This window comes from Desulfarculus baarsii DSM 2075, from assembly GCF_000143965.1.
Classification (GTDB): domain Bacteria; phylum Desulfobacterota; class Desulfarculia; order Desulfarculales; family Desulfarculaceae; genus Desulfarculus; species Desulfarculus baarsii.
In genome coordinates, this window is record NC_014365.1 from 3,364,203 (window position 1) to 3,379,761 (window position 15,559).

At 66.3% G+C, this 15,559-nt stretch carries 10 protein-coding genes, 1 tRNA gene and 2 pseudogenes; 10 read left to right on the top strand and 3 right to left on the bottom strand.

The window, feature by feature from the left end; genetic code table 11:
• Positions 1 to 1,169: 1,169 nt before the first annotated feature.
• The 6 genes and pseudogenes from DEBA_RS19100 to DEBA_RS15220 form a co-directional block, all read left to right on the top strand.
• Positions 1,170 to 1,697: pseudogene (locus DEBA_RS19100) on the top strand (methyl-accepting chemotaxis protein); the annotation flags it as partial.
• Between the two features lie 103 nt (positions 1,698 to 1,800).
• Positions 1,801 to 2,694: a PilZ domain-containing protein gene (locus DEBA_RS15200; protein ID WP_013259833.1), complete on the top strand. Its 894-nt coding sequence runs from the start codon at positions 1,801 to 1,803 to the stop codon at positions 2,692 to 2,694.
• A 67-nt stretch (positions 2,695 to 2,761) separates the two neighbouring features.
• A complete protein-coding gene (locus DEBA_RS15205; protein ID WP_013259834.1) occupies positions 2,762 to 3,160 on the top strand; it encodes a Rieske (2Fe-2S) protein in 399 nt (132 codons plus the stop codon).
• 114 nt (positions 3,161 to 3,274) lie between these two features.
• Complete coding sequence (locus DEBA_RS15210) at positions 3,275 to 4,630, top strand: helix-turn-helix domain-containing protein (protein ID WP_013259835.1); 1,356 nt, start codon at positions 3,275 to 3,277, stop codon at positions 4,628 to 4,630.
• Between the two features lie 138 nt (positions 4,631 to 4,768).
• Positions 4,769 to 4,862: transfer RNA gene (locus DEBA_RS15215), tRNA-Ser, on the top strand.
• Between the two features lie 380 nt (positions 4,863 to 5,242).
• Positions 5,243 to 5,962: a methyltransferase domain-containing protein gene (locus DEBA_RS15220; protein ID WP_013259836.1), complete on the top strand. Its 720-nt coding sequence runs from the start codon at positions 5,243 to 5,245 to the stop codon at positions 5,960 to 5,962.
• A gap of 37 nt (positions 5,963 to 5,999) precedes the next feature.
• Here the strand turns inward: DEBA_RS15220 and DEBA_RS17445 are convergent.
• Positions 6,000 to 7,337, bottom strand: a pseudogene (locus tag DEBA_RS17445) (methyl-accepting chemotaxis protein); the annotation flags it as partial.
• A gap of 255 nt (positions 7,338 to 7,592) precedes the next feature.
• Between DEBA_RS17445 and DEBA_RS15230 the strand changes: the two are divergent.
• Entirely contained in the window at positions 7,593 to 8,099 is a 507-nt protein-coding gene (locus DEBA_RS15230) for a DUF6653 family protein (protein ID WP_013259838.1), read from the top strand.
• A 72-nt stretch (positions 8,100 to 8,171) separates the two neighbouring features.
• Here DEBA_RS15230 and dacB read toward each other — a convergent pair whose 3' ends face one another.
• The gene (gene dacB / locus DEBA_RS15235) at positions 8,172 to 9,737 is read right to left on the bottom strand and encodes a D-alanyl-D-alanine carboxypeptidase/D-alanyl-D-alanine endopeptidase (RefSeq protein ID WP_013259839.1); all 1,566 of its coding nucleotides are present in this window, start codon (positions 9,735 to 9,737) and stop codon (positions 8,172 to 8,174) included.
• A gap of 192 nt (positions 9,738 to 9,929) precedes the next feature.
• Here dacB and DEBA_RS15240 point away from each other — a divergent pair, with 192 nt between their 5' ends.
• The 3 genes from DEBA_RS15240 to DEBA_RS18490 are packed head-to-tail and all read left to right on the top strand — an operon-like array spanning position 9,930 to position 13,045.
• Positions 9,930 to 10,499 carry a cupin domain-containing protein gene (locus tag DEBA_RS15240; protein ID WP_013259840.1) on the top strand — a complete coding sequence of 190 codons (570 nt, stop codon included), beginning with the start codon at positions 9,930 to 9,932 and terminating at the stop codon, positions 10,497 to 10,499.
• A 4-nt stretch (positions 10,500 to 10,503) separates the two neighbouring features.
• A complete protein-coding gene (locus DEBA_RS15245; protein ID WP_013259841.1) occupies positions 10,504 to 12,150 on the top strand; it encodes an AMP-binding protein in 1,647 nt (548 codons plus the stop codon).
• A gap of 19 nt (positions 12,151 to 12,169) precedes the next feature.
• On the top strand, positions 12,170 to 13,045 hold the full coding sequence (locus DEBA_RS18490) for a hypothetical protein (protein WP_013259842.1): 876 nt from the start codon (positions 12,170 to 12,172) through the stop codon (positions 13,043 to 13,045).
• A 7-nt stretch (positions 13,046 to 13,052) separates the two neighbouring features.
• Here DEBA_RS18490 and DEBA_RS15255 read toward each other — a convergent pair whose 3' ends face one another.
• Positions 13,053 to 15,521 (bottom strand): hybrid sensor histidine kinase/response regulator, encoded by a 2,469-nt coding sequence (locus tag DEBA_RS15255; protein WP_013259843.1) that lies wholly within the window; start codon positions 15,519 to 15,521, stop codon positions 13,053 to 13,055.
• Between the last annotated feature and the right edge of the window lie 38 nt (positions 15,522 to 15,559).

A 15,559-nucleotide genomic window follows, 5' to 3' on the forward strand; every position in this document is an offset into this window, starting at 1 on the left:
GCAAGTTCATCCTGCTCACGGCGGGGTATTTCGTTCTGTGCAACTGGGCGTTCATCGTCCTGACGCGGGTGATTCAGCCGATATTGCTGGGCGAGGTGCATTTCAATTGGCTGGTGCGCACCATCGTCGCGCCGATTCCCCTCAGCCTGGTGCTGTTTTTGCCGTTCGTGTTCATCGCCGGACGTTTTTACGAGCGGCCGGATTTCGATTTTCCCGGCAAGATGCAATCGGGCGTCAAGATCCTGGCCGTGGTCGCCTTTGCCCTGACCTTCATCATGACCTACACCGGCGATGGCGGCGACCTGATCATGATCGGCATGATCTCGCTCAACGTGATGCTGGCCATTGTCAACGCCAGCTACGCCCTGCGCTTCGTGCTGGTCAGGCTGGTGGCGCGCAACTTCCCCGATTTCGACCAGACCCGCCAGACCGTGCGCCTGGCCCCCCGGATCATGTTCATCGTGCTGCTGGGCGTCAACATGATGATGATGTTCATCAACGGCGTGCACGTGGTTTACCGGGGCGTGTATTTCCAGAATCAGGCCCTGCGCATGACCCAGTCCATGGAGCTGGCCCTGGCCTCGGGCGGCGGCGCGGCGGCCGCGCGGGCGGCGGCGCGTGGTTTCGCGGTGAACGAGGCGACGGCCGCCACGGCCGATCCGGCCCAGGCCATGGCCATCCAGGCCGCCAGCGAGGGTCGCGGTCACGCGGTCAAGGGCGATGTCGTGCTGGCGGCCCTGGCCTTGGGCGAGGGCGGGCGCTATCTGGTGGCCAGCGCCCCGGTGAGCGTGGTCCACGCGGTGTTGTATCGCAACTTCACCTCGCCGATGATCGTCTTTTCGCTGCTGGCGGCCCTGTTCGGCCTGTTGGTCTGGCTGATGGTCCGTTCGATGGCCCGGCCCATCGAACGGGTGATCGACGGACTCGACGAGGTGGGCGGGGCCGTGGCCCAAAGCGCGCGGCACCTGTCCAGTTCCAGCCAGAGCCTGGCCGAGGGCTCCTCGCAGCAGGCGGCCTCGTTGGAAGAGAGCGCCGCCTCCATGGAGCAGATGTCGGCCATGACCAGGCGCAACGCCCACAGCGCCCAGCAATGCCACCAGCTCATGGGCCAGGCCGCCGCCCACGTGACCCAGGCCCGCCAGGTCATGGATCAGCTCAACGCCTCCATGGAGCAAGTCACCGCCGCCAGCGAGGCCACCTTCAAAATCATCAAGACCATCGACGAAGTGGCCTTCCAGACCAACCTGCTGGCCCTCAACGCCGCCGTGGAGGCCGCCCGGGCCGGCGAGGCCGGGGCGGGATTTGCCGTGGTGGCCGACGAGGTGCGCAACCTGGCCCTGCGGGCGGCGGCGGCGGCCCGCGAGACTTCGGCGATGATCGAGGACACCGTGGGCAAGGTCAAGGCCGGCGCGGCCATGGCCGATCAGGCGGCTCAGGGTTTCGCCGCCGTGGCCTCGGCCACGGGCAAGGTGGGCGAGCTGGTGGGTGAGATCGCCGCCGCCTCCGACGAACAGGCCCGGGGCATCGTCCAGGTGGGCCAGGCCGTCAGCCAGATGGATCAGCTCACCCAACGCAACGCCGCCGGAGCCGAGGAGACCGCCAGCGCCGCCCACGACATGGACGGACAGGCCAAACGCATGCACGCCCTGGTGCGGGCCCTGGCCGCGCTGATCAGCAATCGCCACAGGGGTGAATAACAGCGCTGTCCTTTTGCCGCCGGATGTAGTACAAAGAAAGGGGGTAGGTTTCATGATCATCGCCAACGGGCGCCGATCATGAAAAAAAGAGAGGAGCCAAGGCATGCGCATCGGCGGGATCAGGCAAGGCAGCGGCGACAAGCCCAGCGAACGCCGGGATAAAAGGCAGGCGGTGGGCGAAATAGACGAGCGCAAGCCGCTGATGGAGATCCGCAAAAGCGTCGGCATCGAAACCAAACCCCTGGCGCGTGCTGTAAAACTCATCGACGACAGCGACGAGCCCCTGCCCTCCCAAGAGGAAATGCGCCGTCGAGCCATCCGCCTGCGCCAGTTGGTCGACATCATCGTCGACCTGGATTGGTCCACCGACACCCTGGACGTGCGCGCCAGCGTGATTCAAGAGATCGACGCCAAGGGCCGCCTGATTCTGTCACAGACATCGTCACCCCTTTTACGCTCGCAGACTGGCAAAACGGTCGAGCTGACGTTTTTGTCACAATATCCTTCACAGATGGGCAGCCGCTGGTTGCGCGTCGGTTATCACACCAAGCTGTTGGGCATCGTCGAAAACTACCAGTTGGGCCCCGAGTTGGCCGATACGGTCCTGGTCTTTGACGGGCCCAAAAAACTGGTTTTGTCCACGGCGCGCATCTCGCCGCGCATGGAGCCATCGCCGGACATGGACCTGACGCTTCGCCTGTGGCCCGACGGCCAGCAGGTGACGCTGCTGGATCTATCGGCCGGCGGGGTGCGTTTCAGCCGGCCAAGTTGGATGGAGTTTCCGCCGGGCGCGCGGGTGGACGTGGCCCTGTGCACCACCAACGCCACCATCCCCGTGCGCGGCCGGGTGCTGCGCAACGAGGAGCTCAACGCCAAGGCCTCGGCCACGGTGTTGCAGTTCCGCGACATGGACCGCCGCACCTCCGACCTGGTCCATCGCCTGCTCACCGAAATGGCCCGTTATCGCCGCGCCCAGATGTCGGGCGTGGAAGGCTGAAACGCCGGCGGCTCGCTTTTTGCATATTTTCTTGCCATAATTTTGCCAAACAGAACAAGGAGAAGCCATGGGCGTCTTTGCGCGCGTTTTCGGCCTGTGCCAGACCAGGCCGCCGGCCGACGCCGGCTGTTGGTCTTTTGACCGCGACAAGGTCGTCGTGGACCTGAACCGCGCGCCCGAGCTGGCCGTCTCCGGCGGGGCCGTGCGTCTGGAAGGCGGCGGCCTGCCCTGGCGCGTGCTGGTTTTTCGCGATCAAGACGGCGTGTTGCGCGCGGTGATCAACCGTTGCGCCCACGCCGGCCGCCGCCTCGACCCCGTGGCCGGCGGCCAGGCCCTGCAATGTTGCAGCCTGGGCCGCTCGACTTTCGACGTCGACGGTCAGCGTCTGGGCGGACCGGCCAAGGGCGGCGTCAGGGCCTTGGCGGCCGTCGTCGACGCCAATTTTTTGGCAATCGACCTGGCGTGACGAAAAAAATTCACATGCCGCACGGCCAACGAGTGATATTAGTGCTTGATTCATCACATGATCGGCTTATACTAATATATGAACGCCCAGGGTATGTGAATTTGGAGCGCAACTTTGATCAGCGACCGCAACAAGCGCGCGGGAGAACCGACCGAGGCCCTCGTCAGCATTGACGCCTGGGTGGCGGCCAACCATCCCCCCTTGGGCTCGACCCGCGAAAAGGTTCTGAGCCTGGTGGCGGCTTTGTCGCGGCAACAGGCCGAAGTGACCAGCCAGCAGTTGCGCCTCGACCTGGGCCTGAGCCAGCAGTTGCTCAATCGGCACCTGCATGGTTTGGCCCGTGAAGGGCTCTTGCGCCTGGTCGAGAACGGCCCCGGACGGCCCCTGGGCGTGACGCCCACCGCCCTGGGCCTGCGCGTGGCCCAGCGCCTGGCGTCGCTTCCCGCAGCCGAGGCCCAGCCGAACGCCGCGCCCGAAACGGCCCCGCCGCCGGTTCAATCGCCCGACCCCACCGCGCCGCCGGCCCGCATCCTCGAGGCCAGGGGCTTGTTGGGCTCGTTCCTGGGCAGCCTGCTGGCCCGCCTGGACGGCCGCACCAGCGGCGTGGGCCCCGCCGAGTTGCGCCGCGCCGTCGAGGACACCCTGCAACACCTCATCCCCCGCGAAACGCCCGCGCCGTCGGCCGCGACCGAGGCGTCGCCGCCGCAAGCCATGGCCCAACCCGCGCCGGCCGTAACCCCGCCGCCGGCCGTGGCCACCAGCCTGGGCCAGTGCGTGGGGGCCTACTGCCCGCCGCGCCTGTCGCCCGAGGAGGCCTACGAGGAAGGCCGCCTGGACGCCTCGTGCGCCGCCCAATATCGCGGCATGCCTTGGTACGAGCGCACCAAGGGCTTCAGCGACGTATGGGACCGCCTGCGCCGCGGCCGCACCGGCAGCCTCAGCACCTTCTTCAACGGCTTTGGCCCGCGCTGGGAGCACCCCAACTGGCCCGACTTCAACAAGGCTCGCCAGATGGCCGACGCCGCCGGCCAGGACTACGGCCAGTGGCTGGCCCGACGCATGGACGCCATGACCCAGAGTGGGCTGCGCGACTGCGCGCCGCACCTGCTGGCGGCCAGCCCCGTGCATCAGCCGGCGGCGGTCGCGCCCGCGCCAAGCGCCGCGCCGGCCAGCCTCGAAAACGCGCCCTACGCCATCGACGCCTACAACTCGGCCAACCCCGAGCACGTGGCCCACGCCCAAAAGCTCTTGGCCGGCCTGTTGCAGATGGCGCCGCTGGTCTTCGGCAACGACCCCGACGGCCCGGCGCGCATGGTCACCGAGGCCCTGATCCGCAAGCAACTGCCTCGGCAGGCCCTCGACCTCGCGCCGGAGATCAAGGCGCGCATCCTCGAACGCCACCGCAAGGGCGCGCGCAATTCCGGCTGGTCCACCAGCGCCTCCGACGCTCCGCCGCCGATCATCATCTGACGCCGCGCCCTCCGGCCGTCGCCAAGCCGACCACGCGCCGCCGCATCGACAAATAATCCGCCCATGCGCCGTCTTTGTCTCGCTTGACAGCCAGGCCCCTTTCGGGTACACATGCGGGGATCAGCGGCCCACGCGCCCGGAGAGGTGACCGAGTTGGCCGAAGGTGCACGACTGGAAATCGTGTGCGCTCTTAAAAGGGGCGCCGAGGGTTCGAATCCCTCCCTCTCCGCCAAAATTGCCAAAAAGCACGCGGCAAGCTCGACCAGGGCCCACCGCGTGTTTTTGTTTTCCGGCTCGGGCCGGGGGGCCGCGCGCGACGCCTGCGCTCCGTGAGGCAAACGGCTTGCTCTCTTGGCCATCGGCCAAGACGATCATCGCCGTTGCAAACATGGCCCTCATTTGCGCGTAATGCGTTAAACTCGAACAATCGAAGGTTTGGGTCAGGCGCGCTCCCAGCGCGCGCCTCGACAAACTGCTCGCGGCTACGCCTTGGCATGTCGCATCTCTACATTTGAGTGCGAGCAGTCGCGGCGCATAAGGCTGTTTCATTAAGATGCGGGAAATCGGCCCTACGGTAGCGGATGCCGGAGCGGTCGATCCGATGGAGAAACGATGGATCAGATCTCGCAAACCGGACGGGCGGGCGTCCACAAACGCCCGATTCTACGAAAGATCGTAAGAGGCAAATCGTTCGTCGATGTCGGCGGGTTATGGAAAACCCTCGGCGAGATGGTCACCACCGCCGTGGAGGGCGGCGCTTCACGCGTCGCCATGGCGGATATCCAGGCCCCTGGCAATGAGTGGTGGGTGAAGTTCGAAGCCCATTGCGCCGAAAAAGGCGTGAGCGGTTGCGAAATGATCCACGTCGACATCTGCGCGCCCGAAGGGCCGTCCAAGCTCGGCAAATTCGACGTGGTCCATTGCTCCGGCATCATGTACCACGTGCCCGACCTGTTCCATTTTTTGGGCAACCTGGTCGAGTGCGCCAACGAGTATCTGATGCTCGGCAGCGTGGTTATGCCAGATAGCATTGAAAACGAGTTCGGCCGGTTGGATTTTCCCGAAGACGCCGCCTATCTCGCGCCGTTGCTTTCGAGCTCGAACGCAAAGATTGTCTCGGCCTATCTCGATAGCATCAACATGAAGGCCGCTGGCCTCAACTCTCCGGCTTCGAGGGGGTTTTTCGTCAACGGCCGGCCGATTTTCGGCCCCTGGTGGTGGCTGTTCTCCGGCACGTTCATGTCACGGCTGATCCATCTGGTCGGTATGGAGGTTGTCGAGGAAGGCCCGACTCCGGACGGACGGGGTTATATCGTCGTCGCGCGGCATTAAAGCCATCGGCCACTCGAGCAATCCGATACGCGCCATATCACGGGGCTCCTGACGCTTCCTGGGTTTGCCGGCCTTCGCGCCCGTCGGCCGGCGCGGCGTCTTCGCCGCCTCCCTCGACCAGGCCGACCAGATGGCGCACCATGCCGCGCATGGCCTCGGCCTGGGCGGCCAGTTGCTGGCTGGCCGCGGCCGACTCCTCGGCGTTGGCGGCGATCTGCTGGGTGACGCGGTCAAGTTCGGCGGCGGCCTGGTTGATGTGGCCGATGCCTTGGGTCTGTTCGGACGAGGCCACGGCTATCTGATTGACCAGGCCGGTGGCCTGGCCGGCGCGATCGACCACCTTGGTGAAGGCCCCGGCGGTGGCCCCCACCAGGCTCGAGCCGTCGCGGACATGGCTGACGTTGGCCTCGATGAGTTGCTGGGTGTTTTGCGCCGCCTCGGCCGAGCGCATGGCCAGGCCGCGCACCTCGTCGGCCACCACGGCGAAGCCGGCCCCGGCCTCGCCGGCCCGGGCGGCCTCCACCGCCGCGTTGAGGGCCAGGATGTTGGTCTGAAAGGCGATCTCGTCGATTGTCTTGATGATGCGGGCCATTTCGTCGCTGGCGCTGTTCATGCGCTCCATGGCTTGACGCAGGCGGTCCATGGCCGCGCCAGCCTCGCCCACGGTGGCGGCCACCTCCTTGATGAACAGGTCGGTTTGCTGAACGTGTTGGTCGTTGCGGGAGTTCATGGACGAGATCTGCTCCAGCGAGGCGGCGGTCTGTTGCAAGGAGGCCGCCTGGGCCAAGGCGCTTTCGGACAGATGCTGGCCCGCCGCGGCGATGGCCCCCGAGGCCGCCGCCACCTGCTCGATGCCGTCCATCATCGCGGCGATGATCCGCCGGATGGGCTGAACCACCCCCCGGTTGACCCACAGCCATGTCAGGCCAAAGAGCAGCCCGCCCACGGCCAGGCCGCCGAAGAGCACTTCCTTGAGCAAGACCACCTTGCCCTTGGCTTGGCCGGCGTAAAGCTCCACCGCCGCATTCATCTCTTGCAGCAGGGCCCCGTTTCCGGTCACCATGGCCCGCAAGGCTTGCCGGGCCTCCGGGTCCGCGCTCCCGCCGGCGCGCAGGACGATCTCGGCGCTTTGCCGGAAAGGCCCCCACAGCGCGGCGACCTTTTGCATCTGCGCGGCGATGCGCGAATCGTCGGTGGGCGGCAGGCCCATGGCCGCGTCGCCCTCGATGAGCCCACGCAACGACGCGTCAAAAAGCTCCAGCGTGGCGGCCAGGTTCTTGGCCGCGGCCCGGTCGCCGCTGGCCAGGATCAACGCCTCCTTGGTCATGCGCTGGGAAAGCATGCGTTGGCGGCCAGCGATGTTGACCACTTGGCCGTCGGTCTCTTGCAGGCCCAGCAACACGATGGTGCTGGCCACCAACACGGCCATGGTGGCCAACAGCAGCCCCACGGCGGCAAGCAATTTGGATCGCACGGACATTCTTCTGGCCACGGCGCGCCTCTTTGTCGGGATGTGTGACGGATGCCAAATAGGTAATATACAGATAGTTTAAATAATGTTTTTTGGCGAAACAACCACCAATCGCGCCCGCGCCGGGCTGGCCCCATCCGGTGCTTGCGGAGAAAAATCATGGATATCGGCAGATTATCCGAGCGTCTCATGGGCATGAGTGAAGAAACGTGGCGGCGTCACGCCAACCCGTGGAGCGGCTGGACCAGGCTGGCCAGTTACCCGCTGATCTTTCTGGCCGTGTGGAGCAATGTCTGGATCGGCTGGTATTGTCTGGCCCCCATCGCCGCGCTGGCCGTGTGGATCTGGCTCAACCCGCGCCTGTTTCCCCGGCCCAAATCCACCAAATCGTGGATGTCGCGAGGGGTGCTGGGCGAGCGGGTCTGGATCAACCGCTGGCAAGAGCCCATCCCGCCCGAACACGAAAAAATGGCCAACATCCTCAGCGCCATCGCCCTGGCCGGCGTGGCCGTCAGCGTCTATGGCTTTTGGGCGCGGGATTTCTGGGCGGCGTTCATGGGCTGGAATTTGGCCGTGGCGGCCAAGATGTGGTTTGTCGATCGCATGGTCTGGCTGTTCGAAGACATGAAAGACAAAAACGCCGCCTACCGCGCCTGGCTCTACTAGCGGCCGCGCCGGTGAAAAAACGCGGCGGGCCCTTTTGGTCCGGGCCCGCCGCTCGACTTTGTCGTTCAGCCCTCAGAAGGCCTCGTAGAGCGCCTGGCAGATGCGCGTCAGGTCGTCGCCCACGGCCGCCACGGCCTCTAGGTCGTCGGCCGGCAGGTTGTTGACATAGATGGCGAAGGCCAGCTTGCGCCCGCTTTTGGCCGTCAGATAGCCGGCCAGGCCCTTGGAGCCCAGGCAGAGGCGCTGATTGAGCAGATCCCAGGCCAGGCTGGCCCCGGTCTTGGCCTGGGCCTTGCCGCGCAGGGGGCTCTGGCGATTCACGGCCATGGCCAACGCGCCGTCGACGCCCATCACCGGCAGGCACCCGCGGAAGCGCTCGGCCCAGGGCCGCGTGACGGCCAGGCGCAGCAGGTCGGTGATCGCCCGAGGGCTGACGCCGTTGCCCAGGGGCCCGCCCTCGCCGTCAAACAATGATATGGCGCTGGTGTCCAGGCCCATTTCACGCAAGGCGTGGCCTTCGACGGCCAGGCCCTGCTCGAAGCTGTAACCGCCGGTGTGGGCGGCCATCAACAGCGGCAGGACGTCGGCGTGCTTGTTGTGGCTGATCTTGAGGATCATGCGACAGTTTTCGGCCAACGGCGGCGAGACGAACTCGGCCAGTTTGCGCATGTTTTTGTACGAATCGACCTCGGGCAGCAGCTCGGCCTGATTGCCGCTGTCGGGCGAGGCGGCCAGTTCCACGCCGGCCCGCTCCAAGGCCTCCATGAACAGCACCCTGGCCCAGGCGCCGATATCGGGCGGGCTGAAGACGCGCACGGCCGGCGGGCCGCCGGCGGGCACGGTCCCGCTGGCCATCAGCACGCCCGGCTCCGAGACCTTCAGCTCCACGTTGGGCTCCTCGCCGGCTGGGCCGGTGGTCACGTGGTTTTCGATCTCGGTCTGGCCGTCCCTGGGCCGCCAGTCCAGCTTGGCCGGCTGGCCCTCCTCGCCGGGAGTGACGATGACGTCGACCAGGTTGTCGTTGATCATCATCGGCGTCAAGGGGCTGTCTTTGTACGGCTGGTTGGCGGCCTCGAAGAGGCGTTCGTCGATGAGCACCTCGCCCTCGACGCGCTTGACGCCGCTTTTGGCCACCTGGCGGGCCAGATCGTTGAGCGCCGTGAGCGGATCGATCTTGACCAGGCGCACGGGCATTTCGTCGGCCAGGACGTGGTCGGGCATGGGGAATTCCAGCTTGCCGGCCGCGTTGGTCCGGCCGCCCATGGTCGGGTCGCCCGAGGCCCGCAGGATCAAGTCGCCATTCAACACGCCGTCGAAGTTGAGCTGGCCGCTGGAGTAGACCGGCGTGCGGAAGCGATAGTCCGGGCCCATCACCTCCATGGCCGCCGCCACCGTGAACAGCATCGTCGTCGCCGCCGGCGTGAACCACTTTTCCTCGTTGAGCCCGGCCAAAAGCTGGCCGCTTGGCAGTTCGGCCACCGCCAGGCCCCACTGGGCGGTCTTGTATTTGGCCGCCTCCATGATTTGCAGCGCCTCGGGCGGCGTCTGGCCCCAGGCCGCCGGTCGCCCAACCGGCGTCAGGAGCGCCGCCGCCAGCAGCGCCAGCGCCACGGGGCGCGTGATCCGATACAGCTTCATTCCCTGATCTCTCCCCAGAAAGACGACTCTCCCACACCAGCCCGCCACGCGGGCCCAATGGGCCAACTTTACGCCAAAAAGCGCCGTTTGCTAAGCCTTGCTTTTGCGGCGCGCCGTACCGGCATGATATAAATACCGCTCCGGCCCCGAAAAGGCCGACAGTCAAAACCGGCAAGCGAGGAGAACGACCGCATGAGCGCCAAAAAACTCGGCGAACGCATCGCCGACTATCGCCAGAAACAGGGCCTGAGCCTGGAGCAGATGGCCCAGCGCACCGGCCTGGATCAACAATTCCTGAGCGCCGTGGAGGCCCACGACCTATATCCCTCGCTGGGGCCGCTGATCAAGATCGCCCGCACCCTGGGCGTGCGCCTGGGCACCTTTCTCGACGACCAGACCAGCCAAGACCCGCTGATCGTCCGCCTTGGCCAGCGCCAACGCCAGATCACCACCCATCGCGGCGAGCAAGGCCCCGAGAGCACGGTGTTTTATTCACTGGGCCTGGGCAAGGTCGACCGCCACATGGAGCCGTTTTTCGTCGAGCTTTTGCCCGGCGATGAAGACGCCCAAAAGCGCTCTTCCCACGAGGGCGAGGAGTTCATCGTCGTCGTCGAGGGTCAGGTCGAGCTGATCTACGGGGCCGAGCGCTTCGTGCTCGAACCCGGCGACAGCATGTACTACAACTCGGTGGTGCCCCATCACGTCGCGGCCGCCGGCGGTCAAAAAGCCGCCATCTACGCCGTGCTCTATCTGCCGGAGTAGGCCCGTGGCCGATCGACACATCATCGACAAGACCCTGGGCCAGATCCTGGAGCAGACCGCCGCCGACTACCCCGACCACGACGCGGTGGTCTACGTCGACCGCGGCTTTCGCCTGACCTACAGCCAGTTCGACGCCGTGGTCGACGAGTTGGCCAAGGGCCTGATGGCCCTGGGCGTGGAGCCGGGCCAAAAGGTCGCCGTCTGGGCCTCCAACGTGCCATATTGGGTGGCCTTGCAGTTCGCCACGGCCAAGATCGGGGCCATCCTGCTGACGGTCAACACCCACTATCAGCGGGCCGAGCTGGATTATCTGCTCAAGCAGTCCGAGACCGAAAACCTGGTGGTGGCCGACCGCTTCCGCGACAACGACTTTCTCGACATCGTCTACGAGCTCATCCCCGAGCTGCGCACGCAAGAGCGCGGCCACTTGCATAGCCCGCGTTTCCCCCACCTGCGGCGGGTGTTTTTCCTCGACCAAGAAAAGCACCGCGGCATGTACTCCATCCCCGAGGTGCTGGCCATGAGCCGCATGGTCAGCGACGAGCGCCTGGCGGCGGTCAAGGCCGCCCAAAAGCCCGACGACGTGGTCAACATGCAATACACCTCGGGCACCACGGGCTTTCCCAAGGGCGTCATGCTCACCCACAAGAGCATCGGCACAAACGGCTATTGGATCGGCAAGCACCAGAACCTGGGCCCCGACGACCGCGTCTGCCTGCCGGTGCCGCTGTTCCACTGCTTTGGCTGCGTGCTGGGCGTGATGGCGGCGGTCAACCACGGCAGTTGCATGGTCATCCTCGAGGAGTTCGACCCGGTGATGGTCATGTCGGCCGTCGAGCAAGAACGCTGCACGGCCCTCTACGGCGTGCCGACGATGTTCATCGCCGCCCTGACCCACCGGCTGTTCGACAAGTTCGATTTTTCCAGCCTGCGCACCGGGATCATGGCCGGCAGCCCCTGCCCGGTCAAGACCATGCGCGAGGTCATGGAGCGCATGAACATGCGCGAGGTGACCATCTGCTACGGCCTGACCGAGAACTCGCCGGTGATGACCCAGACCCTGCCCGACGACGACGTGCGCCGCCGCACCGAGACCGTGGGCAAGGCCATGCCCGGCATCGAGGTCAAGATCGTCGACCCCGAGAGCCACGTCGAACTGCCCACGGGAACCATCGGCGAGGTCTGCTGTCGGGGCTACAGCGTAATGAAGGGCTATTACAACATGCCCGAGGCCACCGCCCAGGCCATCGACCACGACGGCTGGCTGCACAGCGGCGACCTGGGCGTCCTGGACGCCGATGGCTACCTGGCCATCACCGGCCGCTACAAGGACATGATCATCCGTGGCGGCGAGAACATCTATCCCCTGGAGGTGGAGGAGTTCATCCGCCACATCCCCGGCGTGCGCGACGTGCAGGTGGTGGGCGTGCCCAGCCAGAAATACGGCGAGCAGGTGGGGGCCTTCATCCAGCTCGCCGAGGGGGCCGACCTGACCGCCGAGGACGTGCGCGACCTCTGCCGTGGCCAGATCTCGCGCTACAAGATCCCCAAATACGTGGCCATGGTCGAGGCCTATCCGCTGACGGCCAGTGGCAAGGTGCAAAAGTACAAACTGGTGGAGCAAGCCGCGGCGCTGTGGCCCAACGCCTGAGCGCCGCCCGAGGCGTCGATTGAAGCATCCGCTGAGCCGGCTGGGCCTGGCCCAGGTCGATTTGGGAGAACTGGAGGGTCAGTACCGGCGCGCCCACTTCCGCCAGGACTACCTGCTGGCCATGGCCGGCTTGGCCATATTCGCCGCGTCGACGGCGCTGCTTAGCGTCAACGACTTTCAGTTCATCGGCCCGACGCCAACGGCCTTCGCCTTGCTGGCCGGGCGCATCGCGCTGATCGCCTGGACGATCTGGCTGGCGGTGACCTTTCGACGCGGCGACGATTACGCGCGCTTCGACCGCTGCCTGGTGTGGTGCGGTCTTTTCGGCGTGACGCTGGTCGCCGTCATGCGCCTGACCAGGCCGCTGGATTATCTGCACAACTTTGCCGCCGAGGCGGCTTTCGCGCTGATCCTGTTCTTGATGTTCAGAATGCGGCGGCCCTGGCTGGCCTTGGCCCCCACCTATCTGGGCCTGTCGGGGCTGCTGACGCTGTGGTTCTGGAAGACCAGCCCCTCGTTGCCGCCACTGGTGGCGATCTCGCTGTCGTTGGTGGTGGCCATGGCTGGCGGCTACGCCATGGCCTGCTGGGCCGAGAACCTGCGGCGCAGACAATTTTTGACCCAGCGGGCCGAGGCCCAGGCCCGCCGCCAGCTCGAACGCACGGTCGAAGAACTGCGCCAGGCCCAGGCCGAGGTGCGCGCCCTTTCGGGGTTGCTGCCCATCTGCGCCAACTGCAAAAAGATCCGCGACGACAGCGGCTATTGGCAACAGATCGAAAGCTATATTTCGGCCCACACCCAGGCCCAATTCACCCACGGCCTCTGCCCCGAGTGCATCGCCAAGCTCTACCCTCAGTTGGGCAGAGGCAAGGCCGGGGCCGATAAGAAAAACTGAGGCCCGTTCAGTCCAGGCTGGGGGCGGTGCCGTCGAGGACGTCGCGGATGACGCCCAGCAGCTCGTCGAGCTGGTAGGGCTTGGGCAAAAAACCGTCGGGCTTTTGTTCCAGGGCCTGGCCCAGCACGCCCTCGGGCGGGTATCCGCTGGCCACCAACACCTTCACGTCGGGCTTTAGCTCGCGCATGCGCTGCAAGCAGCGCCGCCCGCCCATGCCCGGCATGCCCACGTCCAGCACCACCAGGTCGATGCGCCCGGCCATGGGCTCGAAGACGGTCAGGGCCTCCTCGCCGTTGAGGGCGGTGATGACCATGTAGCCCTCGCGCTCCAGGCCGCGCCGGGCCACGCCCAGCAGGCGCTCCTCGTCGTCGACGACCAAAATCGTCTCGTGGCCGCCCAGATCGCGGCGGGGCGCGGCGGGCTGGGCCGGGTCTAGGGCGGCGGCCGCCTCGGGCAGGGCCGGCAGATAGACGCGAAACGTCGCGCCCTGGCCGGGCGCGCTACGGCAAGCGATGCGCCCGCCGTGGCCCTTGACGATGCCATAGGCCGTCGAAAGGCCCAGGCCCGTGCCGTGGCCCACTTCCTTGGTGGTGAAAAACGGGTCGAAGATGTGGTCCAGGGTCTGTTGGTCCATGCCCTGGCCGCTGTCGGTCACTTCCAAAAGCACGTAGGGCCCGGGGCTGAGATCGGGCCGGCCCTGGCAAAAATCCTGATCCACATCCAGGTTGCGGGTGGCGATGGCCAGGCGGCCGCCGCCGGGCATGGCGTCGGCGGCGTTGACGCCCAGGTTGATGAGCACTTGCTCGATCTGGTTGGAGTCGGCGCTGACCAGGGCCAGGTCAGGGGCCAGGTCCAGCTCGATGTGGATCATCTTGGGGATGAGGTTGCGCAGCAGCTCCACGCAGCGCTTGACGTCGCTGTTTAGGTCCATGGGGCGGGGCCGGCTTTCGACCTTGCGACTGAAGGTGAGGATCTGGCGCACCAGGGATTTGGCCCGATCGGCGGCGTAGAGCACCTGGGATATCTCGCCGGCGCAGTCACGCCCGCGGGCGGCCCGGCTGAGGGCCAGCTCGCCATAGCCCATCACCGCCCCGAGTATATTGTTGAAATCGTGGGCGATGCCGCCGGCCAACGTGCCCAGGGCCTCCATTTTTTGCGACTGGCGCAGTTGTTCCTCCAGCAGGCGTTTTTCCTCCTCGGCCTTTGTGCGTTCGGTGACGTCGCGAGCCAGGGCCAGCACCAGGTCGCGGCCGGGGATATCCAAGCTCTTGAGGGTCATTTCCAGTTGCACGGGCTGGCCGCCCTCCTTGACGCTGACCCAGTGAAAAAACTGGGGTTGGCCGCGCCGGGCCAGGGCCAGCATCCGCCGGGCCACTTCCGGCGAAGGCCGGCCGTCGGGCTGCTCGTCGGGGGAGGCGTCCCAGGCGGGCTTGCCGATCATGCGCTGGCGCTCGAAGCCCAGCAGTTCCTCGGCGGCGGGGTTGCAGTCCACCAACGCGTCGCCATCAAAGATGAAGATGGCGTCGCTGGAGGCCTCGAACAGGGCCCGGTAGCGCAGTTCGCTCTCGCGCAGGGCCTTTTGGGCGCGTTTGTCCTGGCTGACGTCGAAAAGCGTCTCGATGGCCCCCACCACCTGGCCGTCGGCGTCCTTGAGCGGGGCGGCCAGAAAATAGAGCCACGTGGGCGCGCCGCCCAGCGAGGAGAAATGGCCCTCGGCCTGAAAGGCCCCCCGGATCAACGGCGAAGGCTCCACGCTGGGGCCGTAGACGCGGCGCATCTCGGCCAGGGGCGCGCCGTCGACGATCAGGTCGGCCAGCAGCGGCCGGTCCTTGCCATAAAAGACCTCGGCGTGGCGCTGGGAGCGGATGACCTCGTCGGCCGAAAAGTCGGTGAGGGCCTCGCAGGCCCGGTTCCAATGGGTGATGCGGTGGGCGCGGTCGATGACGAACATGGCCGTGGGGCTGGCGTCGAGGATATTGCGCAGCTCTTGCGCGCCGCGCCGCAGCTCTTCCTGCAAAAAGCGCTCATCGGTGATGTCGCCGAAAAAGCACAGCACCGCCGGCCGGCCCAGCCACTCCACGCGCACGCCGGCCACGGTCAGCCAGCGCAGGTCGCCGTCTTTGTGGATAAAACGCAACTGATAGTTCTGCGGCGCGTCGCCGCCGCGCAGGCGGGTCAGGTGCCGCTCGACGATGAGGTCGCGGTCTTCGGGGTGCAGCAGGTCGAAGATGGGCCGGCCCAGCAGTTCCTCGGGCGCGTAGCCCGAAAAGCGGCTGATGGCCTGGTTGACGAACTGGGCCTTGCCGTCCTGGAAAACGATGACGCCGTTGAGCGAGGCCTCGACGATCATGCGCAGGGCCGCCTCGCTTTGCTCCAACTCGGCCAGCCGCCGGCGCAGATCGGCCAACTCCCGGCGCGGATCGTCCGGGGCCTGACCGTCGCCGCCTGGCCGCGATGTTTTTTTCGCCTCCGGCATGGTCGCCTCGCTGCATCGAGCTTGGACAAGGCCGGCGC